Here is a 22901-nt window from a genome sequence, read left to right as displayed (position 1 = left end):
GCTTACACTATTTCCGTTCTGTCGACTATTCGGTCTCGGGCGATCGTTCGGGGTTGCCCGCCGGATCGTTTTTCTTGCGATTGTAAAGGAAACGGCGGATCTTCTGGGTCGGGGTCTTGACGAAATCCTCTTTCTCCTCGACCACCTCCGAAATGCGCGAGAAACGGCTGACCTTGGCGTTGACGAAATCCATGATCTCCTTTTTCAACTGCTCGGTCTTGGCCTCCCAGGCCTCTTTCTGCGTTTCCCACTCTTCGCGCCAGTCGTCGATCATCGACTCGATCTCGTCGCGGTTGAAATGCACGAGGGCCACCAGACGCCCCTCCTGCTCGGTGACGATCGAATCGGCGATGCAGACGTGCGAGTTGAGCACGCTCTCGATGTCCTCGGGGTAGATGTTCTCGCCGCCCGGACCCACAATCATGTTCTTCAGGCGTCCCTTGATATAGAGCCACCCGTCCTTGTCGAATTCGCCCAGGTCGCCCGTGCGGAACCAGCCGTCGGAGGTAAAGACCTCGTGCGTGGCTTCGGGATTCTTGTAGTAGCCCAGCATGACGCTCGGCGTACGGGCCACGATCTCGCCCTGCCGCGTCTCGGGGTTGACATTCTCCAGCCGCAGCTCGACGCCCGGAGCCTGCGGCCCCGTGGAGCCCAGCCGCACCTGCGAGGGCGCGGCGCCGGCCAAGAGCGGCGCGGTCTCCGTAAGGCCGTAGCCGATGGCGTAGGGGACCTTGGCTTCGAGCAGGAACTTCTCGGCCCCGCCGTCGAGTTTCGAGCCGCCGATGCCCAAAAAGCGCAGGCGGCGGCCGAAGAGCTTCATCAGCTTCTTGCCCGCCACGCGGTGGAGGTAGCGGCGCGCGAAGCCGATGCGGTAGAGCGTGCGCCAGAACGTTGTGGAGTTGAATTTGGCCATCACCTGGTGGCGATAGATCTTCTCGATGATGAGCGGCACGATGAGCATCACCGTAGGACGCACGGCCCTGAGGGCCGGCATGAGGGCCGAGGCCGTGGGCGGACGATCGAGGTAGACCACGCGGGCCCCCATCGAGAAAGGGTAGATCAGTCCGATCGAGCATTCATAGGTGTGCGACAGCGGCAGCACCGAGAGGAAGACGTCATCCGGAAGGACGGGGAAGATCGACGAGGAGATCGCAACCTGCGACGTAAGGGCCGCGTGGGTGAGCATGACGCCCTTGGGCTTGGAGGTCGTCCCCGAGGTGTAGATGATGACGGCCAGATCGTCCGGCTGCGGAACTCCCACGGCGCCTTCGCCGTGGATGCGCTGCGAAATGACGCCCAGGTTCTTGGTGCGGACCACTACGTTGAGCCGTTCGATGGTCTTGCGCGATAGTTTGGTGAAAAGTTTGTCGGAAACGAGCAGCGCCTTGGCCTCGGAGTGTTCGATAATCATGTCGAGCTCCTCGCCCGAAAAGTCCGGCAGGATGGGGACGGCGACCATGCCGGCCGCGGTGACGGCGAAATACGAGACGCCCCAGTTGGGCATGTTGCTGCTGAGCAGTGCGACCTTGTCCCCGGCCCGCAGGCCCGCTCCGGTGAGGATCTCCTGCACCCGGGCGATGCGTCTCCCCGCCTCGGCGTAGGTCACCTCTTCGCCCTCGAACATCGAGAACGCCACCTTGGAGGCGAATTTCCCGACACTGTCGCGGACCAACTCGTAAAGCGTGTTTACAGTCATTCTGAAATCGTATTTTAATGCGATCTACTAACGCAAAGTTTGGGGCGAAATTACTAATTTCCGGTTAAAAATCACTATTTTTGGTGCAAAATATCGCCATGCTCAACCAGCAGACCATCAAAAAACTTGCCGCCGATGCCGGGTTCGATCTGTGCGGCGTGGCGCCGTGTCGTCCGCTGGCGGAGAACGAACAGTGGCTGCGCGACTGGCTCGCCAAAGGTTACCACTCGTCGCTGGACTACATGGAGCGCAATGCGGACAAGCGTTTCGACCCGGCGCGGCTCGTGGAGAATGCCCGCACGGCGGTGGTCTGCGCTGTGGGCTACAAGAACCGCGCGGGCGAGGGCTACCCCGCCGGGCACCGCACCAAGGTGGCGTCGTATGCCTGTGCAGCGGACTACCACACGACGATCAAACAGATGCTGGGCGAGATGCTCGAACGGCTCCGGGTCCTGCACCCCGGGCTTGCAGGGCGAGCATTCGTCGACACGGCGCCGCTCGGCGAGAAGCAGCTGGCCGTCGAGGCGGGGCTGGGGTGGATCGGGCGGCAGTCGCTGCTCGTCACCCCGCAGCTGGGAAGCTACGTGCTGCTGGGCGAGCTGCTGTTGTGCGACGAGGCGGACGCCTACGACACCCCGTTCTCCGGGTCGCGCTGCGGCCGCTGCCGCAACTGCATCGAGAGCTGCCCCACGGGCGCCATCGTCTCCCCGCACGTGGTCGACACAGGGCGCTGCATCGCCTGCCACACCATCGAAAAAAAACCGGCTGCCGGGATCGATCTCGACGGCTGGATATTCGGCTGCGACCGCTGCCAGAGCTGCTGCCCCCACAACCAGAAAGCCCCGATACATCGCAACGAGGCGTTCGCCCCACTCTTCGATCCGCTCGCAATGGACCCGGCGGCGTGGCAGGCGCTGGACGAAGAGGGGTTCCGGATCCTGTGCGGCGCAACACCCCTCACGCGCAGCGGTCTGAAGCGCATTCAAAGCAATATCGCCGACGAATAGCGACGCCGCACGTCCCGTTTTCGGGCGTCCCGGAGCGGCTACTCTTTCTGGCACCGCACCGGAAAGCCCGAACCGCGTGGATTGATGAACTGCGGATCGATCTGCGTCGCCGAGAGGATCAGCGCCCGGGCCCCGAAAGCCGATGCACTGCCGGGCGAACTCGTCCAGTAGTAACCGGCCGTGGTGAAGAAAAAGACCCCGGCTTCATCGTAACGGTATCCCACACCGGGATAATAGGTCGAATTCACCCCGTCGTATAGCACATTCCACCCCTGCGAGAACTCTCCAGAAACATTCATCTCGTTTCGGGTGGCATAGTCCCCCGTTCGGGTGAATCCCGTAAAGACATACGCCTGGGGCATCTTCCATCCCGCGGGGCAGGGGTCGAAGAGCGTCTTGGTCGCGGTACGGCCCACCTCGTACCCGGCTGGATTGCCCCACAGGGAGTTGTTGCGCTCGGCGGAGGTCGTACCCTTGCCTGCACCCCAATACCAGTCGTAGGAGCTGTTGTCGGTGCTGGCGATGAAAGTGACAGGATGCGCCGTGGCGTACTGCGTCGTCCCGACGCTCGGGGTGGTCTGCACGGGGGTGAAAGCGGAGATGAAATTCGAGGGCCGGTTTCGGGCGTCGAAGACCACCGGGCCCCACGGGAACGGGTCCTTGCGGCCCCACTGGAAGAGCGGCGCGCGGAACGAACGGGCATAGGGTCCGTCCTCCTTGTAGATCGCTCCCAGGTTGCGGTCCATCATCACGGCCGCCCCAGGACCGTACGCCTGCTCATAGGTGGCGTACATTACATAGGTCTCGGCCAGGGCCTCCAACTGCGCGGGGTTCCGGTCCGTAATCCAGATATGCCAGCTCCAGAGCGCCTCGTCGGACGACGGATCGGCATAGAGCCCGATCACGGCATTGCCGCCCAGCGAGGTGGGCCGCTCGGTGAGTGCGAAGCGGATGCTGCCGCCCTCATACGCAACGCTTGCGGGGTCGATCAGGTAGGGGTTGCTCTGCCACAACAGGCGGGCGTTGCCGCCCGTGAGCGCGGCCGAGAGCGTGCGCCCCTCGTAGCGTTGGATTGCTGCCTGCAAATCGGCCGTGATGACCCCGTTGCCGGCCACCGTGGCGTCGAACGCATACTCCCGACAAGGCTCGCTGACCACATAGCAGTTGGCCGTCCGCCCATCGGCCGAGAGGTCCACAACAGGCCCGGGTGCCGTCGCGGAGGCGACCTCCTGCCGGATGACTTTCATCTGGGCCGGGGAGATCGTCAACCCGGGTCGGGTGTAGGTGGCCGTATAGCCGTCCGTGGTACGGACCACGACCCAGACCCGGCCGCCGCCCGTAGAGTAGTCGGCGGGGTTGATCGTCACGTAGGCTTTCAGCGGTGCCGTCTCCAGCACGGGCGGGGTCGTGAAATCCACGCCGCAGTAGTTGATCTGGGCCGATCCGTCGGTGTAAGCGGCGGTGTTGTTGGCGCTCCCCGCCGTCAAATCGAACGAAAAGGTACCGGCCATGTTGGCCATGCCCGTGAGCGTGGCCGTCCCGGCACCCGGCACGACCGTGGCGGCATCGGTACCGAAAAGCAGCACGGAAGCGACCTCCTTGCCGGCCATCGCGCCCGAGCCGGTCAGGTCGACCTCGACCACCGCAAAGGCGTGGCGGAAAAGGAGCGATGCAAAATCGCCCGTGGTACTTTGTACCGCCTGCGCAACCAGAAAATCGGAGTCGCCCAGGTGGGACGAATCGCCCGCGGCGGCCTGTGTCTGCCGAGGCGCAAGGGAGAAGACGATCCCCGTGGCATCGGCCGAGGTCTGCTCCGACCAGGGGTAATAGGCGTAGAGCGTATAGTCGGCAGCACCCTCGGCGAGCGTGATGTCGCCTTTGAAAACACCCGCTGCGGCAGCCTGATCCCCCTCGAACACCAGCGGCGCATTGACCGTAGTGAACGTGTCGCCGCTCTTGACATAGACGCCGATGCGGTCGCCCGGCGACCAGAGCACGTCGTAGCCGTTCGGGGCCAACTGGGTCCGCGACGCAGGGGCTGCGGCTTCGATGCGCAGGGTGCGCACGACGGTCCGCAGCGCGTCGTCCCGCCCGGTTTCGTCCTCGGTGCAGGCGCACAGCATCCCGCCGCACAACACTGCCAGAAAAAGCCTATTCATTCCAATCCTCCCGGTCGAATCCCTCGGCCTCAGCGGTTACCGACCCGGCGAATCCGCGTTCGACCTCCACGTCGAACACCTCCACCGTCGGCCGCACATACGTTTCCTGTTCCATAACAAGCATTTAACCGCCGGCCCGGAGCACAAACCGTACCACGCAAAAGGCCTGCGACTTTTCGTCGCAGGCCTTTGCCTTTTCGCGGCAGCGCCGCCCGGATTATCGGTTCAGGCACTCGGCGATCTTCTCGCCGACTTTCTCGCCGCGCAGGTCGCGGGCCACGATCACGCCGTCGGGACCGAACAGGATGATCTGCGGAATGCCGTCGATGCCGTAGATGTCGGTGGGAATCTTCTGCGCGTCGTAGATCACCGGCCAAGGCAGCTCCTCTTCGGCCACCGCCTTTTCGGTGTCGGCGCGCTTGTCCCACACGGCGACGCCGACGATCTCGAAGCGGTCGCCCCCGTATTTCTTGTAGACCTCCTTGAGGTTGGGCAGCTCGCCCCGGCAGGGGCCGCACCACGAAGCCCAGAAATCGACCAGCACGTACTTGCCTTTGCCCACATAGTCCGACAGCGAAACCGCCGAACCGTCCGCCGCGCCGTTCTCGATCGTGAAATCGGTGAACATCTGGCCCGCAGCGGTCTTGCCGAGCATCTCGTAGCGCGCCTTTTCGCGGACCATGTAGGGGCTGCGGCGCAGCAGTTCGCCGCCGGCGTTGTAGAGCGAGTCGAACTGCTCCTTGTTTTCGGCCAGCCGCATCACGGCCAGCGAGCCGAGCGTATTGTCCTTGTTGGCGTCGAAGAAAGCGCGGTTCACCTCGTCGCTCCCCTTGCCGTAGGCGTCGCGGTAGATCTCCATCTGGGCGCGGGCCTGCTCTTCGGTCAGCTCCTCATTGGAACGAACGGTCCGGTAGCCCTCCATGTAGTCCTTGTAGAGGGCGTCCATCTGTTTGTTGTAGGCTTCGAGGGTTTCGTTGAGCGGGGTTCCCGAGACGCTGTACGACTCCTCGCCCAGCTCGATGCGCGGAGCGCCCGCTTCGAGGAGCACCTGGCCCCCGTTGCGCTGCTTCCCTTGCTGGACCATCACGCGGGCCATGACGGGCGTGTCGATGCGGCCCTCGAAACGGAAAGCGCCGTTTTCGATCGTCGTGCTGTCTTTCGCCTCCCCGATCGTCAGGTAGGCCGTGCCCCCGTTGTAGAGCGTGTCGACCGTACCGGTCAGCGTGTACTTCTCGGCGCTGCCGCAACAAGCGCACATCATGGCCGCAACGGCGGCGAGTAGCGTAAATCTTTTCATTTTTTCACGATTTTAGTTACGGATTGTAAGTTGGAAGAATTGTTTAAACAAAGTTTATCAAAACGCTTGAAAATTTCGATAAATATACATATATTTCGGCAAATTAGAACAACAAACACAGAATTTATACATTTTTCATCCCGCTTACCGAAAATGGGGACCCGCCGTTCCGTGCCGAACGCCGGCTCTCCGCCCTTGAAAAAGGGTAGGCTTGCAAAACAGAACAAGAACCAACGCAATCAATTCAAATCACGTATGAAGAAACTCTTTCTTTTCACGGTGCTTGCACTGTGCATTTCGTCGCTGCCCGCACTGGCGCAGAACAAATGGATCACAGGTCAGGTCACCGACAATGCCGGAGCGCCCGTCGTCGGCGCCACGGTGACGGTCCGCGGCGCCACGCACGGCGCGACGACGGACGCCAAGGGCAATTACCGCATCCAGGGCGCCAACAACCAGGTGCTCCTCTTCCAGTGCCTCGGCTATGAGCCGCAGGAGGTCAAGATCGGGCCCAAGACGGTCATCGACGTCGAGATGCCCGAAGCCGTCGAGTACCTCGACGACGTGGTCGTGACGGGTTACCAGACCATCTCCAAGGAGCGGGCCACCGGTGCGTTCGACATCGTGGGCAAGGACCAGATCGAGAAGCCTACCGGCAACATCGCCAGCCGCCTGGTCGGCGCGGCGGCCGGTATCGCGGCCACGCAGGATGCCTACGGCAATCCGATCTTCGAGATCCGCGGACGTTCGAGCCTTTCGACCAAGGCCACGCAGCCGCTGCTGGTCGTGGACGGCTTCGCCATCGAGGGCGGTTTCGAGTCGATCAACCCCAACGACGTGGCCAGCGTCTCGATTCTGAAAGATGCCGCCGCCGCTTCGATCTGGGGCGCCAAGTCGGCCAACGGCGTGATCGTCATTACCACCAAGAACGCCCAGCGCGAGGGGGGGGGGAAATGCGACCGTAACGGTTGACTACTCGGGCTTCTTCAAGGTCTCGCCCAAAATGGACCTTGACTACCTGCTGCCCTACGCCTCCACCAACGACGTAATCGACTACGAGGTCAACAACTGGGGCAAATTCGACTGGTCCGTCTGGAGCGACTCCCACGAGGAGAGCCAGTATGCCGGCGGCATGAGCACGGTCTACAACCTTTTGAACGAAAACCGGCTGGGACATATCTCCAAGGAGCAGATGAACGCCGAGATCGACAAGCTCCGCGGACTGAACAACAAGGGCCAGATCAAGAAATACCTCCTCCAGAACCCCATCGTCCACCAGGAGAACCTGGCCATCAACATCGCCACCGACCGTTCCTACAACACCCTCTCGGCCCTCTACCAGAACGACCGCCAGCACTACAAACACAACGACGCCAACAAATATATGGTGAATTTCCGCAACCGGACCCATATGTTCAAATGGCTCGATTTCAATTTCAACGGTTCTTATACCTATAATAAAGCGGAGACCAGCGGCTACGGCATTCCCGGCCTTTCGCCCTACGAGATGCTCGTGGACGAAAACGGCCAGCTGAACCGCTACATGAACCAGGTCAGCCTCGCCTACGTGGATCGCCATGTCCCCAAGGGCAAATTCCCCTACGAGGACTGGAGCTACAACCCCATCGAGGAACAGGACAACCGCGAATTCCTCACCACCACGGCCACGGCCCGCATCCAGGCCGGTCTGACGTTCAAGATTTGGGACGGCCTTACGATCGACTCGCGCGTGCAGTACGAGATGATCGACCGCCAAGCCCGCAAATATTACAACGAGAACACCTACACGGTCCGCAACACGGTCAACCAGGCCGCGACCTGGGACAAGAAGACCCAAGAGGTGACGCCCAACCTTCCCGCGGGCGGCTTCCTCGACCAGCAGCGCGAGCGCTACGACGTTGTGACCATCCGTAACCAGCTCAATTTCAACCATACTTTTGCCGAGAAGCACGCCATCGCGTTCGTGGCCGGTCTGGAGACCATCGACCGCCGCTACCAGCAGTTCGTCTATCCGCGCACCTACGGCTACGACGACAAGACGCTGAGCGTCGGGCGTCTTCCGAACGGCCCGGGCGGTTCGGGAATCTATAAGCTGACCAACTGGCAAGGCTCGAATCTGAACATCGAATACCTGAACAGTTTCAAATACGAAACCGACCGCTATTTCTCGGCATTCGGCAACCTTTCGTATACCTACGACGACCGCTACACCGTCTCGGGCAGCATCCGTACCGACGCTTCGAACCTCATCACAGACGATCCGAAATATCGTTACGCCCCGTTCTGGTCGGTCGGCGGCAGCTGGCAGATCGGCAACGAGTTGTTCATGCAGAATGTCGACTGGGTCAACTCGCTGAGCCTGCGCGCTACGTTCGGCTACAACGGCAACGTGGACAAGTCGACCTCGTTCAAGCCGCTGGTCAACGTGGGCGCCTCGAACGACATCATCACAAACGAACCGTACGGCAATCTTTCGAGCTTCGGCAACCCGACGCTGCGCTGGGAGAAGACCGGAACGTGGGACATCGGCATGGATTTCAACCTCTTCCGCGGCAAGCTGTTCGGTAAGATCGACGTCTACAAGAAGCACTCCGAAGACTTGATCGCCAAGGTGACGCTGCCCCAGACGCAGGGCTCCTCGTCGATGAAACTCAACAACGCCGAACTGGTCAACAAGGGTGTCGAGTTCGAGGTCGGCTCGGCGCTGCGCATCTCTCGCAACGTGAGCTGGACCGGAACCCTCATGCTCTCCTACAACAAGAACCGCATCCTCAAACTCCAGCAGAAACCCACCTCGGCATCCACCCTGGTTTACGATACCGACCGTTACCCCGACCAGAGGTGGATGGAGGGCTACAACATGACCACCCTCTGGATGTACAAGTACGGCGGCATGATGAACGTCGGTACGGAGTCGTCGCCCGACTGGCAGCCCACGATCCTGCACAAGAGCGGTCTCAGGGAGACGTTCCAGAGATGGAACACGGGAGACCCGCTGGACAATGCCTACGATATGGGTACGCTGATCGCTCCGTGGCAGATGGCTTTCACCACCGCGTTCAAGGTCTACGATTTCGACATTTCGCTGATCCTGACCGGCAAGTTCGGCCACGTCTTCAAGGGGCAGAGCTTCAACTACCCCTCGATCCAGGGGCGTATGCTGCCCAACGAAAAATACCGCGAGGTAATCAACGGCGATCCGGAGAAGATCGTCCCCATGCCGACCAAGGAGAACGACGACCGGCTCTATTTCTGGGATCGATTCTTCCCCTACATGGACTACCTCGTGGAGAATGCCGGACACATCCGCCTGCAAGAGCTGAACGTCTCCTACAACGTGCCGATGAAGGCCGTCCGAAAGATCGGACTGCGTTCGCTCCAGGTCTACTTGCAGTGCAACAACCCCTTCTCGATCTATTTCAACAAGGAGAACGAGGACCCGGAGTTCAGAAAGGGTTCGCTCCGCCTGCAACCCTCCTACACGGTAGGTATCAAGTGTAAATTCTAAAAAACGCAGCACATTATGAAATTGAAAAACATAGCGCTTTCCGCACTGCTCCTCCTCATGGCCTCGGCGTTCGTCGCCTGCGACGAGTGGCTGGACGAGGACCCCTCGAAGAGCACCAAAAAGACGTTCCGCACGGCCGACCAGCTGGATGCGATCCTGGGATATTATTACCAGTTCATGGACGACGGCGAGAAGACGGCCCTGCTGGGCACCGACGATTTCCACATCGCACCCGAGTTTCAGGACAACAAAGCCGCTTCGTGGGGCATCATCTCGCTGGACCGGATTCTGTGGAGCACCGAAAACGAAAACGGCCGCAGCGAAACCTGGCAGAAGAACTACACCAAGATTTACTACGCCAACCTGGTGCTGCACTACATCGACGAAGTATCGGGCGATGCCGCCTACAAGGCCAACCTCAAGGCCGAAGCGCACTTTCTGAGGGCCTACTCAATGTTCGAAATCGCCCTGGTTTACACGCCCTATTACGACGGTTCAAACGGCAATGAGCTGGGACTCTCGCTCAAGCGCACCATCTCGTTCGAGGAGTCGATCGCCCGCGCTTCGCTCGCCGACAGTTGGGCCTTTATCGATGCCGACCTGCAGGAGGCGCTCAAGATCACCGCGCCCTACGTCTCCAACGGCAAACGCCGCAACTGGCGCGCTACCACGGCGGCCGTCCACGCTTTCGCGGCCCACTATTACCTCTACCGCGGCGACCTCAAAAGCGCTTACGACCATGCCGACGCCGCCCTCAAGGAGTACAGCACGCTGAAAGATTTCAACGATCCGACCCAAATGCGCCACTACGAACGGCCGATGCAGAAGACGATCAACACGGCCGAGAACCTCGGTCCCGGCAATACCAAGGAGGAACTGAATATCTGGTATCCCTACACCTACACCCAGTCGGACACCGAACTTAACCTCTTCGAATGGGAGGATGTGCTCTATGCCCGGACCACGGGTTACCCCTCGTGGGACTTGATTCCCTCGCCCGGTTTGTTGGATACCTACAAGACCGACATCAAGGACGGCGATCCGCAGAACGACCTGCGCTACAAGTATTTCATGCTGGAGGACGCCACCGTCCTGCGCGGCTACTACGACGGATCGCTGGACGGCAAACCCGCTTTCCGCTACCCGGTCTACAAGGTGTTCTACGAATCGGACATTATTGCGGGACTGACCGTGGGCGAGATGATCCTGATCAAGGCCGAGGTGCAGGCGCGCCAGGGCGACCATACCGCGGCCATGAACACCCTCGACCCGCTGCGCCGGGCACGCATCGCCACGGCGGCCTACACCCCGCTGACGGCTACGGACAAAGCCGACGCGATCAAGAAGATTTTGCAGGAGCGCCGACGCGAGATGCCTTTCTCGATCCGCTGGTACGACATGAAGCGTCTGAATGCCAACGACGACCCGTCGGACGACATCACCGTCACGCGCACGTTCTATCCGTTCAACAAGAACACGGTGCTCACCAACGACCCGGTGAAGACCTACACGCTCGAACCCGGTTCGCGGCTCTACGCCGTGCCGCTTCCGCGGACCGAGCTCGAAAAGGCCAAGGGACAACTCCAACAGAACACCTACTAATTCCCTGCGCATGAAAAATCTGATTTTTGCGCTGTGCTGCTTTCTGCTGGCCGGATGCTCGTCATCCGGCCGGCTGAATGCCGACGGCAAGGCCGACCTCAAGGTTCTCTACGTGGGCGGCAATGCGGACACCCAATCCTATACCCGCAAACTCTCTCCCGAGGAGCACGAAGCCTCCGTTCAGGACCGTATTGCTGCTTTCGAGGAGCTGCTGCGCGAGCGCTTCGACTCGGTGGCGGTCGTCCGCGGCAAGGAGTATACGCCTGAGATGTCGGACCACTACGACGTAACCGTCTTCGACGGCCGCGTGCCGGCCATCCGGCCCCAGATCATGGAGCGCAACGACAAGGGTGAGATCACCCGCTACGTCCGCGCGCAACTGCTGCCCGAGGATTTCTCGGCCGCAGCCGTCACAATCGGCTCGGTGGGCGAGGACGTGGGCCGCGCCATCGGTTCGAAGAACGACTGGTACTGCCTCTGTCTCGACGCCCAGGCGCACCATTTGGTGGAAGATCACCCGATTTTCCAGGGTCCTTTCGAAACAACCTTGACGTTCGAGACCTGCCCCACGCCCGAGGACGCTTTCCACTACGATTACTATTACGACGGTGAGATGCCCGACTCGCTTCCCATGTGGCGCGTCCAGACGAAAGGTTACAAGACCGACCCGGGATTCCCCATCGGCATGGTCTCGCGCCCGTGGGGCTACACCGATTCGCCCGACGCCGAGTACATTTCGAGCGGCGTCTGTGCCAAGACGCTCGACGCGGTGGCAATCGGCCGCCACGGTAATTTCCTCACCTGGGGTTTCGCCGCCTCGCCCGCCTACATGACCGACGAGGCCAAGGCGGTCTTCGCCAACGCCATCTGCTACATCGCACAGTTCAAGGGAAAGGGGATGCTGGCCCGCAAGTTCAACGACCGCATCGCCACGCGCGAATACCTCAAGGAGCTGATCGACCTGGCCCGCATAGAGCCCTACGAGGAGCGCGTGGGCTGGACCGAGGAGTCGAACCGCGAGGGGCTCAAGAAGCAGGCCGAGGCCCGCGCCAAAAAAGCCCGGGGCGAGAAACTCTCCGAAGAGGAGAGCTATTACCTGAAGTTCAAGCCCCAGCGTCCGATGACGCTGGCCGAATACCTCAAGCGCTATCAGAAAGAAGCCTATGCCATTCTGGGTGAAGACCTTGCGGCCTACCCCGCTTACTACAACGAGAACCGCGACTATTTTTACGGCGGCGAAGGCATGTACTCGATGGTCGTGGATGAGGATTGCAAGGCCTGGGGCATTCCGAACAACGACAAGCGGCTGCTCGACAAGGCCATCGCGTGCCTCGAAAAGGGCGAGGAGACCGACCGTGCGCGGCGTGTGCTGGAACGCTATACGCTCTGCACCTTTACCGAGCCTGCCGAATGGCGCAAGTGGTACGACACCTACGGCGACAAACTCTTCTTCACCGAGGCGGGCGGCTGGTATTTCCTTGTCGACGGCCCTGCGACGCTGCCGGGCAACGACTACCACGCCCGCGAGAAACTGACCGTCGAAGCGACTACGGACGAGGCCGCCGCAACCGAGAAGCAGCAGGCGCAGTTGGGCGCCACGAGCCAGGCCGAACCGGTCCGCGCAGCAGCCCGGCTGACGGGCACGGGCGAGGAGCGCAAGATCGAAATCCGCATGCGCATCCACCCGGGATTCCACATCTACCGCGAGGTGGCCGCATCGGACTCCTATGTGCCCGTTTCGGTCGAGACGTCGCTTCCCGCAGGATGGAGCGCGGGCGAGCTGATCGCCCCGGCACCCCGGAAATTCGGCACGGCCGGCACGACCGTCTACGAGAACGAGGTCACGTTCTTCGTGCCGCTCAAGGGCTCCGGTTCCGGAACGGCTACCTGCACCGTCAAGTGGCAGTGCTGCGACGACCACGTCTGCATGCCGCCCCAGAGCCGCGAATTCACGTTCCGGATCGGATAGCAATCGTTTTTATGGTCTTTAGAACCGGGGACCCCGATGAGGGTTCCCGGTTTTTCGTAGGCAGTATGTCAGACCGGTAAATTTGCAATTTGAGTGCTGGCAGAGACTGACCTCGATCCCCGAATTTTGTCAAGGGGTCGCAAAGACGAGTAGCGATTATTTGACCTCTTGTCAAATTCGGTTGCAGCAGTTCGCAGCCAGCGGGGGACAAATCGGAACGATGCAGTCCTCCGCCCGGGGTGGCTGCGGACTGCCGCTTCCGGCACGTGGCCGGAAGCGAACTGAAGCAGAAGATTCCTCGCATTCGCTCGGACGGAATGACATAGCCCCTCGACGCTGCTTGGGGGTGGTATTATCACCTTTCAATTTTTTTCGCCCTCAAATAGCCAAGAAAAAAGCCGGCTCGATGAGCCGGCTCCTGCATGGCGGTCCAGCGACCGCTGCAACTATTTGTTCAACTCCGCAAGGGCAGCCTTGGCGTTCTCGGCGGCGGGACCTGCCGTCACTTTCTGGAATGCGGCGATGGCCTGCGGCTTCATCTCCCGGGCATTGTAGGCGGCGCCCAGCAGGTAGTACATCAGGCTCTTGTCCTCGGGGTCGGTCTGCACGGCGGCAGCGGCTTCGCCCAGTTCGATCACCTTGGCGTAGTCTTTCTTGTTGGCGTAAGCCTGCAAGCGGACGTTCTGGAACAGCGCGCTCTCGGGATTCTTCGCAAGCTGCACGTCGGCCATGGCGATGATGCCGTCGAAATCGTTGGCGGCCTGCATCGTAGCGACCTTGTTGTTGGTGTAGAGCGCCATCATCTCCTTGGCTTTGGCAGCGTCCTCCGCATATTTAGGATGAGTTTTGGCGGCAATGGCCTCGTAAATATCCATCCCTTTCTCGTACTCGCCCAATTCGCAGTAGCTCATAGCCAGGTTGAGCGCCATCGACGTGTTGTCGGGGTCGGCGTTATACCCTTTCTGGAAGATTTCGGCAGCCGTGGCGTAGTCCTTGCTGTTGAAAGCGTCGCCGCCCTGCTTCTGGTAGAGCTTGGCGACCCAGTTGTTGGCCTTGGCCATCTGCTGCATGTCGCCGTAGAGTTCGGCCAGTTCGGCCGACTTGGTGAAATTGGTCTGCGCCTCGTCAAACTTACCTGCCTGGAAAGCACGTCCACCCATCATGTAGTAGCACTTGGGGAGGGTCGACTTGGCCGTAGCCACCAGCGAAGCGGCATCCTCCTGGTCCATACCCTGCTCGATGACCTGCTCGAACTTGGCGGCCGCCTCGGCGAAATTCTTGGCGCCGTAAGCCGCCGCAGCTTCGTTGTAGAGCGTCGAAACCTCCTGCGCCGAGAGCGTCACCGCCGCAAAAAGCGCAATTACGGATACAAATAACTTTTTCATTTTCCCTATTCGTTTTTTAAGTTTTTCAGTTCGTACACCCTGCTTCGCGGGGTGCGTTGGATGCAAAAGTACGTAAATTTTTCTTTTTTTCAAATCTATTTGCGCAACCCCGCAAAAAACCGGTCCATCAACTGCTCGCACTCCGCAGCGAGCACACCGGCCGTCGTAGTCGTTTTGGGATGGAAAACCTGCTCGGAATAGCGTCTGTAGCCTTTTTTGGGATCGTCGGCTCCCCAGACCACGCGGGCGACCTGCGCCCAGCCGATCGCCCCGGCACACATGATACACGGCTCGACCGTCACATACAACGTACAGTTCTGCAAATATTTACCTCCCAACGTTGCGGCAGCGGCCGTGAGGGCCTGCATCTCGGCATGGGCCGTCGGATCGGAGAGCGTCTCCACGAGGTTGTGCCCCCGGCCGATCACGGCCCCGTCTGCCACAACGACCGCCCCGATGGGCACCTCCTGCTCTTCAAACGCTTTGCGCGCCTCGTTTAGTGCCAGGCGCATGAATTTTTCATCGGTTTCGTGCTGTGTCATTTCGGGTCGATTTTCGGCAAAAGTAGGGATTTTTCTCAGTTCCGGCAAGCGAAAAACCGTACAGATGACACGACCGATTTCAGGAAAGCAAATTTTTAATTCCCGATCTGTCAATTTTAACGGCTCTTTTGCTAACTTTGCGAGTTGCAAGAACTAAACAAAAGAATATACCTATGTACAGAACCCATACGTGCGGCTCGCTGCGGGCCGGAAACGTGAACGAAACCGTCACCCTGGCAGGATGGGTGCAGAAAGTGAGGAATCTGGGCGCCATGACCTTCATCGACCTGAGGGACCGTTACGGCCTCACGCAGGTCGTCGTCGAGGAGCATTCGCCCGCCGAAGCCCGCGAAGTCGCCCAAAAATTGGGCCGCGAGTGGGTCGTGCAAGTCGTGGGCCGCGTCATCGAACGCGAGTCGAAAAACCCGAAGATGGCCACGGGCGACATCGAGGTGGCGGCCGAAAAGGTCGTCGTCCTGCACCGGGCCGAGGTGCCGCCGTTCACCATCGAGGAGACCTCGGACGGCGGCGACGACCTGCGGATGAAATACCGCTACCTTGACCTGAGGCGTCCGCCGTTGCAGCGCAACCTGATCCTGCGGCACAAGATGGCGCAGGAGATTCGCCGCTTCCTCGACAGCGAGGGTTTCCTCGAGATCGAGACCCCCTATCTGGTCAACTCCACGCCCGAGGGCGCCCGCGATTTCGTGGTCCCCAGCCGCATGAACCCCAACCAGTTCTACGCCCTGCCGCAGTCGCCGCAGACCTTGAAGCAGCTCTTGATGGTGGCCGGCTACGACAAGTATTTCCAGATCGTGCGCTGCTTCCGCGACGAGGACCTGAGGGCCGACCGACAGCCCGAATTCACACAGATCGACTGCGAAATGTCGTTCGTCGAGCAGGAGGACGTGCTCGAAATCTTCGAACGCTGGGCCAAGCACATGTTCCGCCACGTGATGGGGATCGAGCTGACCGAGCCGCTGCGCCGCATGCCGTGGATCGAGGCGATGGAGAAATACGGTTCGGACAAGCCCGACCTGCGGTTCGGCATGGAGTTCGCCGACCTCACGGTCCTTGCCAAAGGGCACGGCTTTTCGGTCTTCGACGATGCCGAGTACATCGTCGGATTCGCCGCCCCGGGCTGCGCCGCCTACACGCGCAAGCAGATCGACGCGCTGACGGAGTTCGTCAAGCGCCAGCAGATCGGCGCCAAGGGGCTCGTCTGGATTCGCATCGAGGAGGGCGGAGTCAAATCTTCGGTCGACAAGTTCTACTCGCCCGAAGAGGTGCGCGCGATGGCCGAACGCTGCGGCGCCAAGGCGGGTGATCTGGCCCTTATTCTCTCGGGCAAAAAATTCAAGACCCTCTCGCAGCTTTGCGCCCTCCGACTCGAGGTGGCCCAGCAGATCGGCCTGCGCGATCCGAAAAAGTTCGCCCCGTTGTGGGTCGTCGATTTTCCGATGTTCGAGTGGGACGACGAGACCCAACGCTACTACGCCATGCACCACCCTTTCACCTCTCCCAAGTTGGAAGACGTGCCCTATCTCGAAAGCGACCCGGGTCGCGTGCGGGCCAACGCCTACGATTTCGTCTGCAACGGCACGGAGGTCGGCGGCGGCTCGATCCGTATCCACGACTCGGCGTTGCAGGCCCTGATCTTCAAGTGCCTGGGCTTCACCGAGGAGGAGGCGCAGAAGCGCTTCGGCTTCCTGATGGATGCGTTCAAATACGGTGCACCTCCCCACGGTGGCCTGGCATTCGGTTTCGACCGCCTGTGCTCGCTCTTCGGCGGTTCGGAGTCGATCCGCGACTACATCGCGTTCCCCAAGAACAACGCGGGCCGCGATACGATGCTCGATGCCCCCGGCGCAGTGGACCAGGCGCAGCTGGACGAGTTGTGCTTGGAATTGAAGAAGTCGGAGGAGTAATTAAAAAAGAGGGGAGAAACGTTGTTTCTCCCCTCTTGATTTTTATCAAAAAAACATACTAAATCTCCTGCATTTGTTCATTCTCGAATAAATCGGAATTGATTTTATCTTCATAAAATTATATTTTGAGCTGTTTGAACGAAAAAGGAATAAATAAGGAAACAAGAGATCGAATAATTACAAGTGCATGCAATTATATTCTGTCTCAAGAAATAGATCCACGAGATAATGGGTGTTTTTTTCCGAGCCAATCTAATGAAAATATAGAGGAAAAAAGATCATACCCAAGTCGCATGGGCTGGTGCTACGGAGATTTGGGAATCTCAACCGCCTTATGGCAAGCTGGGAAACAGCTACAAAATCTGTATTGGCAGAATAAAGCGATTCAGGTCTTTAGTTATTCATCACAAAGACGACATTTTAGTAATTGCGGGATCTTAGACTGCGGCTTATGTCATGGAACTACCAGCATCTCTATGATGTATCATTATCTATACATCCAAACAGAAAATGAATTATTTAAAGATACACGAGATTTTTGGCTTAACTGTACACTAAAAATGGGTAGTGAAAATATTGGGTTAGCTGGCTACTGTGCTTGGAATGGTGAAAAAGAGAGTTATGTAAATGAATACGGATTTCTCGAAGGCGTTTCCGGTATCGGTCTGATGTTGCTAACTGTTTTGTTTGAAGCTGATATTTCGAAATGGATGAACTTTTTCATGCTTAACTGAATGAAATCAATTATACTCTTTATAATACTTTTAGGAAGCATTTTCGAAACTGGATGTAAAAAGCAATACGCCGATTTTACGTCCTCATCCGGTTACGATCAAACAGTATGCGACAGTGAAATGCTCGAAAATCTTACTGTTCTTGGACGGGTATGGGGTTTTGTCAAATACCACCATCCTGCATTTGCAGGCGATAAATACAACCTCGATTACGAACTTTTTGAGTTGCTACCACAGGTTGCCGATGCCGAACCTGCCGAGCGCAACCGAATTCTTGTTTCGTGGATCGATGGGTTCGGAAAATTTAAGATTGTGCAGAAAAAGTGCGATTCAATACTAACTTTCGATTCATTGCCAGATTACCGAACGGATGTCGGGTGGATACGTGATACAGCACAACTCGGCACAGAATTATCTGACCGGTTACTACGGTTGCGCGTAGCTGATCGAAGAAAGAATTTCTATGTTTCTTCAGTAGAAATGAGGTTAAATTCTGGTAAACACCTCATAGGTAACGCCTGTTTCGACAATGAAAAGCCGTATGCTGAACTTACTGATCCGGATTATGGCTATAGATTGTTGTCTGTTTTCCGATTTTGGAATATGGTCGAATATTTTTTCCCGACAAAGTATCTGACCAACAAGGATTGGAATGAGGTGTTACCAGAATATATCGCTCGTATGGTGTGCCCCATTGACGGAGACTATCGTAAAGAAGCGTGGCGTATGATAGCAGAAATAAATGACAATCATGCACAATGGAATTGCGTCGAACTTTTCGGTGTATGGAGAGTACCACTTAATGTCGGATTTATCGAAGATCGCCTGATCGTAATAACGCCCGATACCGTTCCGATTAATTATGATCGGCAGGCAGCATTCGAGGTCGGCGATGAGATTATCGCAGTAAATGGGCGTCCGGTTGATTATTATTTATCACAGGTTAGGGAGTTTGTCCCGTGTTCAAATTATAATGACATTCTTGCTGCTGCCACAGACATTATTTTGCGCTCCAAAACAAACAGGCAGTGTCGTGTGAGCTATTTTCGCAATGGGGTTCGAAGAGACACATTGCTATCCGGAATGATACGTATGGGTAAATACGAAGATATATAAAGCTATGGAAACATTCCGCATCTAATTGAATATCAACTTAATGCAAGAACGCAAATTCACAGAAACAGCACTCAACTATACATGGAAATTCTAAATATCCATTGTAACATTTCTGCTCCATAAAGATAGCACTATTATTTTTAAATCACTAACAGTTGGTGCTTTTTAACATTTTATGATGATAATTCATCAGCGCATTATCCTCAACATTTTCAACTCTACATAACAAAGAAAAGACTCGAAGCATCAAGCTCCGAGCCTTCAAAAAGACCTTTCATAGCAAAGAGTACAGACCTTAATTTACTTTTCTATCTGTATTGTTTGTCAATCGGATGAATATGGGTTTCAACATGACCATCCTTTAAAATACTTTGAACTGCTTTGTAAGCAGGATGGCTTTCGATACCGGCAATCTTGAGCGCTCTCAACATGAGGTGATCTTGTAGGAGGGTAAGATAATCTTTCTCAACGAGAGTCACATATTTAGTAGAATCACTAATTTTCTTTGCCATTGTTTCGGAAATGCTATTTTAACCCATAATCAGCAGGGATTTCACCCCACTTGTCATTGTCCCAATGAACGACCTCGATGCTGTCGATCTCCACCGACATTGTTTGCAGGAATACCTCGGCCTTGAACATGGCCGGTAATTTTCTTTTGGATGCCGTGCGTTTCTGATTGAACCAAACGATAGCCGTAAGGCTGTCGGTATAGATGATCCTTGGGGCGTAGTCGTGCCCGATGATGTATTTCGCAGCAGCGACTACCCCCAGGAATTCACCCACGTTTACGGTCTGGTTCCCCAAATCTTCGTTAAAGACTTCGATACCTGTACGCAGGTCAATGCCCCTATATTGGGTCAATGCGTTTTTTGTGGAATGGGATGCGTCCGTAGCGATTCCCTGCGACGGACGGTTCATCTTTTAACCAGATAACCGTCCTTTTCATATTTGTCGAGAAGGTCGTTTGCGTATTCCCTGAACCTTTCGATTACCTCTTCCGTATCTGCAAGGTCTTTACGCTCCCGAATCGCACGTTCCACCCCCTTTATGGTTCTACTCCATGGGGAATTACCATCTTTGGGATCGAAGTAGAGAACCTTATGTCCGAAAGTAATACGAATCTGATAAACCGCCTTCGGAATGATGATTGTTTCAAACTCCGCGTTAAATTTCAGTAATGAAATGGACACGACCACATAGCCGTTTCCTTTTCTCATCGGTTTTAAGTCCGCCTCATAAGCCACGTTTGGCAGTACGAGCCCTTTCAAATCCTCCGAAAGAACACATATTTTTTTGGGGCTCTCACTGTTCTCATCAACCCCTCTGAGTTGCCGGGTGGTTGAACTCTTTGTAACGAATGCGATCATTTCTCCCGATTCGGGGGATTGCACGAACTTCAGCCGTGTCTTTTCTATTGCCATTTTACTTGTACATCTGCATATCCCAATCTGGTTAAATCAAATAAATAATCTGTTCCGGTTTCAATTTACATGGGCCATGGCCGAATGCAAATATACCGTATTGGAAATGATGAAACAAGTTTTCAGCGAACATTTTTCAGCCGTATCTTACTTATATTGACAATGTTTTATAAAAGTTAGTATATTCTTTCTTCCTCTGAAAAATGGCTGAAATGTTCGTCAGTTACAGAGATTTGGTTGTTACCCCTGCATTCGTGATACCTATACACTTTACCCCATCTGGCAGTATTACAGTAAATATCTTCACTTGTGAGGTAGAGCAATCCCTGAAGCGATTCGGGATGAATCCATTTGGCCCAATTTTCGATACGTGGATTCTCCCCGATATAGAGTTTTTCCTTGTCCGGTCCACAGACGAAGATGTTGTGAATCCGAATATCAGCCGGGTCGAATTGAACGGCAAAGCCCGCGAAGTCGTAAATGTCCGTTAGAAGCATATTGCCAAATACCTTCGGCGCCTTTGTTCTGAGTCTTTCCATAGAATCCCGGACAGAGGTGCGTCGCTGAATTTCGTCCAAACGCTCTTTGGTTACCGGTTCTTTGGTAATATACCGCACCCGGAAGCCGTTTCGTTTATCATCCACCACAAATAACTGCCTGACCAATTCCCTGCTGCGGGTAGCCTGGTTGTCGATAGGATCAATGCGGGGCGAGAAAATTTCGACGAAAATCCAGATAACGGCACACAGGATAACAGCCAGCCACGGCCATATCGCAAGCAAGGCCATTATCCTGTATTGCCTTTTTATTTCTGTGAATTCATTTGTCATTGCCATTTGCATTGTCGGGGCCAAGAAACTCGACCAGTTCGGTAATAATCTTTACCAGTTGCGACATCTTCGTAATATTGAGTGCCTTACCCCAAGGTTTGTCATGGGCGAATATTGTAAAATTTATCTGGCTGACGCCCGGCCCCGGATAAGAAAATCCTCCGAGAACTCGTTCACCGGTGGATACTCTGAAGTACCCGACCTTACCGTCTGTCAGCTCCACTTTTTCGCTTACCGTAATGTTCAGGTGAGGCAGTTGCTCGCCCAGAGCCTTAGACAACGGAGAGATTACCTCTATCACATAGTTAGGCGTTGTGACGTGACCGATTCGCCCCTTCTTGGCATACTCGTCGATTTGCCGGTGAGTAGCCTTTACCTGCGCCTCATATTGGCGCGTTAATTTCCGGATAGAATCCCATACGTGTTTTTTTCTCGGCTTCTTTGCTTTTTCCATGATCTTGCGATTTTGATGAATGAAAAAAGCGGTGGTAATTACCACCGCCTGAAGATAGATTTATTGCCCGCTATTTGTCGGTAGGGAGAAGGTCTGCCGGGATATTTTCGTTTATCAGAACAGCCCCTTTTGTCGTTTCTTCGGCAATGACCTTCTTAATTTTCTCCCTGCCTTTGGGTATTTTAAGCAACGTGTCGATAGTCAGTTTCTTGTTCTTCCATAAGATGTGGTAATACCCTCCATCCTTATCCTTAAAGAGAAGAGATTTACGCATCATCCTCTGGCGTTCTTTCTTCTGAAGATGCTTGTAGAGCAAGTCATCGACAATGTATTCCAGGTCGAGATCGAGTTCGAAATCGTACCCTTCCGGTTTGATTTTCGGCTGGGTTTTCAGGAATGCCTCGATCTCTACACCGAGTTTATAAGCCTCCTGATGGAAGCGAACGATGGTCATGCCACCATGACCATCGTTTTGGCAATCGGCCACCTTTTTCCCGTTGACATAAAGTTTGGCAACGAAACACTCTGTTTCTTCCGAGCCGGCCGCAAAGTGCTTGATGCCTTTCAAGGCAAATTCATACTTTCCTACTTTCATTAGGTATTTGATTTTTTGTGAATTGTAAAATACATTCCTGGGATGCCAGAATGCTGCAATGCCTCGGCATTGTCTTTCCCGAAAGCGATCAGCACGCTGCCGCATCCTGCCGGGCCGTTCTGTTTACCTTCATGAGAGAAGAACTTTACTCTGCCTTTGATAAAAAGGATGCCCTCGGCTTTAGTGAATATCACGTCCTGAAAAAGTTTGCAGTCGCATCGGTTGAACAGCAATGCAATGCCGTTACCGTGGGCGGCCAGCTTCTCGACGAACCGTTCAAGAAGTGGACGAGAGTATGGGGGATTGAGCCAAACACGTCCGTGCCACGGTTTAGATAGCCCATCGTCACTGGCCGCGTAATTCGTGTCGGCGATTTTCCATAGCGGTTCGGATGCTGCGCAGGGATCGAGGTCGAAGTGTCCGAGTTTTTTAAAGATGGTCGGTGGCGTGTACCATTCGTCGGATGTGTTATTGACCCTCTCGAAACTTGTGTTCATAAAGCACTAATTTATTATTGCCGGCAACAATACCGGTGTGTAAATATCCGTTCTAATGCATCTTGTGCAAGGATCATCGGGTCTTTATCTTTGTGTACCGATTGGATGATCTATAAAACGGTCGGCAATTGATTATGGACAATAAGAAATACGACCGT

Annotated in this window: 21 protein-coding genes; 8 read left to right on the top strand and 13 right to left on the bottom strand. The window is 56.2% G+C overall.

Going from position 1 to position 22901, the window contains the following annotated elements; translation table 11 throughout:
- Positions 1–25: 25 nt before the first annotated feature.
- Positions 26–1696 (bottom strand): AMP-binding protein, encoded by a 1671-nt coding sequence (locus ACMQ11_RS00900; protein ID WP_418990774.1) that lies wholly within the window; start codon positions 1694–1696, stop codon positions 26–28.
- Between the two features lie 98 nt (positions 1697–1794).
- On the opposite strand from ACMQ11_RS00900, the gene queG reads away from it, so the two are divergent.
- Positions 1795–2703 carry a tRNA epoxyqueuosine(34) reductase QueG gene (queG, locus tag ACMQ11_RS00895; RefSeq protein ID WP_418990856.1) on the top strand — a complete coding sequence of 303 codons (909 nt, stop codon included), beginning with the start codon at positions 1795–1797 and terminating at the stop codon, positions 2701–2703.
- 38 nt (positions 2704–2741) lie between these two features.
- Here the strand turns inward: queG and ACMQ11_RS00890 are convergent, their stop codons facing one another.
- From ACMQ11_RS00890 to ACMQ11_RS00880, 3 genes are all read right to left on the bottom strand, one after another.
- Entirely contained in the window at positions 2742–4862 is a 2121-nt protein-coding gene (locus tag ACMQ11_RS00890; protein WP_418990773.1) for a fimbrillin family protein, read from the bottom strand.
- Positions 4855–4977, bottom strand: coding sequence for a hypothetical protein (locus ACMQ11_RS00885; protein WP_418990772.1), 123 nt, complete (start codon positions 4975–4977; stop codon positions 4855–4857). Before ACMQ11_RS00885 ends, ACMQ11_RS00890 begins: the two co-directional genes overlap by 8 nt.
- Positions 4978–5079: 102 nt before the next feature.
- On the bottom strand, positions 5080–6159 hold the full coding sequence (locus ACMQ11_RS00880) for a redoxin domain-containing protein (RefSeq protein ID WP_418990771.1): 1080 nt from the start codon (positions 6157–6159) through the stop codon (positions 5080–5082).
- 255 nt (positions 6160–6414) lie between these two features.
- On the opposite strand from ACMQ11_RS00880, the gene ACMQ11_RS00875 reads away from it, so the two are divergent.
- The 4 genes from ACMQ11_RS00875 to ACMQ11_RS00860 are packed head-to-tail and all read left to right on the top strand — an operon-like array spanning position 6415 to position 13238.
- Positions 6415–7131, top strand: a complete 717-nt coding sequence (locus ACMQ11_RS00875; protein WP_418990770.1) for a carboxypeptidase-like regulatory domain-containing protein — start codon at positions 6415–6417, stop codon at positions 7129–7131.
- A 31-nt stretch (positions 7132–7162) separates the two neighbouring features.
- Complete coding sequence (locus ACMQ11_RS00870; RefSeq protein WP_418990769.1) at positions 7163–9667, top strand: hypothetical protein; 2505 nt, start codon at positions 7163–7165, stop codon at positions 9665–9667.
- A gap of 15 nt (positions 9668–9682) precedes the next feature.
- A complete protein-coding gene (locus ACMQ11_RS00865; protein WP_418990768.1) occupies positions 9683–11269 on the top strand; it encodes a RagB/SusD family nutrient uptake outer membrane protein in 1587 nt (528 codons plus the stop codon).
- Between the two features lie 10 nt (positions 11270–11279).
- Positions 11280–13238 (top strand): protein-disulfide reductase DsbD N-terminal domain-containing protein, encoded by a 1959-nt coding sequence (locus ACMQ11_RS00860; protein WP_418990767.1) that lies wholly within the window; start codon positions 11280–11282, stop codon positions 13236–13238.
- Positions 13239–13684: 446 nt separating this feature from the next.
- Here ACMQ11_RS00860 and ACMQ11_RS00855 read toward each other — a convergent pair whose 3' ends face one another.
- Together ACMQ11_RS00855 and ACMQ11_RS00850 are read right to left on the bottom strand one after the other, a co-directional pair.
- Positions 13685–14623 (bottom strand): tetratricopeptide repeat protein, encoded by a 939-nt coding sequence (locus ACMQ11_RS00855; RefSeq protein WP_418990766.1) that lies wholly within the window; start codon positions 14621–14623, stop codon positions 13685–13687.
- A gap of 95 nt (positions 14624–14718) precedes the next feature.
- Positions 14719–15165, bottom strand: a complete 447-nt coding sequence (locus ACMQ11_RS00850) for a nucleoside deaminase (protein WP_418990765.1) — start codon at positions 15163–15165, stop codon at positions 14719–14721.
- Between the two features lie 173 nt (positions 15166–15338).
- On the opposite strand from ACMQ11_RS00850, the gene aspS reads away from it, so the two are divergent.
- The 3 genes from aspS (at position 15339) to ACMQ11_RS00835 (ending at position 18943) form a co-directional block, all read left to right on the top strand.
- Positions 15339–17093 (top strand): aspartate--tRNA ligase, encoded by a 1755-nt coding sequence (gene aspS / locus ACMQ11_RS00845; protein WP_418990764.1) that lies wholly within the window; start codon positions 15339–15341, stop codon positions 17091–17093.
- Positions 17094–17227: 134 nt separating this feature from the next.
- Complete coding sequence (locus ACMQ11_RS00840; RefSeq protein ID WP_418990763.1) at positions 17228–17827, top strand: lanthionine synthetase LanC family protein; 600 nt, start codon at positions 17228–17230, stop codon at positions 17825–17827.
- Positions 17828–18943 carry a hypothetical protein gene (locus ACMQ11_RS00835; protein WP_418990762.1) on the top strand — a complete coding sequence of 372 codons (1116 nt, stop codon included), beginning with the start codon at positions 17828–17830 and terminating at the stop codon, positions 18941–18943. It abuts the gene before it with no gap.
- A 308-nt stretch (positions 18944–19251) separates the two neighbouring features.
- On the opposite strand, the gene ACMQ11_RS00830 is transcribed toward ACMQ11_RS00835, so the two are convergent.
- The 7 genes from ACMQ11_RS00830 to ACMQ11_RS00800 form a co-directional block, all read right to left on the bottom strand.
- The gene (locus tag ACMQ11_RS00830; RefSeq protein WP_418990761.1) at positions 19252–19455 is read right to left on the bottom strand and encodes a hypothetical protein; all 204 of its coding nucleotides are present in this window, start codon (positions 19453–19455) and stop codon (positions 19252–19254) included.
- A 13-nt stretch (positions 19456–19468) separates the two neighbouring features.
- On the bottom strand, positions 19469–19864 hold the full coding sequence (locus ACMQ11_RS00825) for a ribonuclease H (RefSeq protein ID WP_418990760.1): 396 nt from the start codon (positions 19862–19864) through the stop codon (positions 19469–19471).
- Positions 19861–20367, bottom strand: coding sequence for a hypothetical protein (locus ACMQ11_RS00820; RefSeq protein ID WP_418990759.1), 507 nt, complete (start codon positions 20365–20367; stop codon positions 19861–19863). Before ACMQ11_RS00820 ends, ACMQ11_RS00825 begins: the two co-directional genes overlap by 4 nt.
- Before the next feature lie 176 nt (positions 20368–20543).
- Complete coding sequence (locus ACMQ11_RS00815) at positions 20544–21155, bottom strand: hypothetical protein (protein WP_418990758.1); 612 nt, start codon at positions 21153–21155, stop codon at positions 20544–20546.
- Between the two features lie 31 nt (positions 21156–21186).
- Positions 21187–21651 carry a hypothetical protein gene (locus tag ACMQ11_RS00810; protein WP_418990757.1) on the bottom strand — a complete coding sequence of 155 codons (465 nt, stop codon included), beginning with the start codon at positions 21649–21651 and terminating at the stop codon, positions 21187–21189.
- 70 nt (positions 21652–21721) lie between these two features.
- Positions 21722–22246: a hypothetical protein gene (locus tag ACMQ11_RS00805; protein ID WP_418990756.1), complete on the bottom strand. Its 525-nt coding sequence runs from the start codon at positions 22244–22246 to the stop codon at positions 21722–21724.
- Positions 22246–22743 (bottom strand): DNA N-6-adenine-methyltransferase, encoded by a 498-nt coding sequence (locus ACMQ11_RS00800; protein ID WP_418990755.1) that lies wholly within the window; start codon positions 22741–22743, stop codon positions 22246–22248. Before ACMQ11_RS00800 ends, ACMQ11_RS00805 begins: the two co-directional genes overlap by 1 nt.
- Positions 22744–22901: the final 158 nt, after the last annotated feature.

Origin of the sequence: Alistipes sp., from assembly GCF_048465575.1 — a bacterium.
Lineage (GTDB): Bacteria > Bacteroidota > Bacteroidia > Bacteroidales > Rikenellaceae > Alistipes.
Note: the sequence above shows the minus strand (reverse complement) of the source record. Positions and strands in the feature narration are given on the sequence as shown.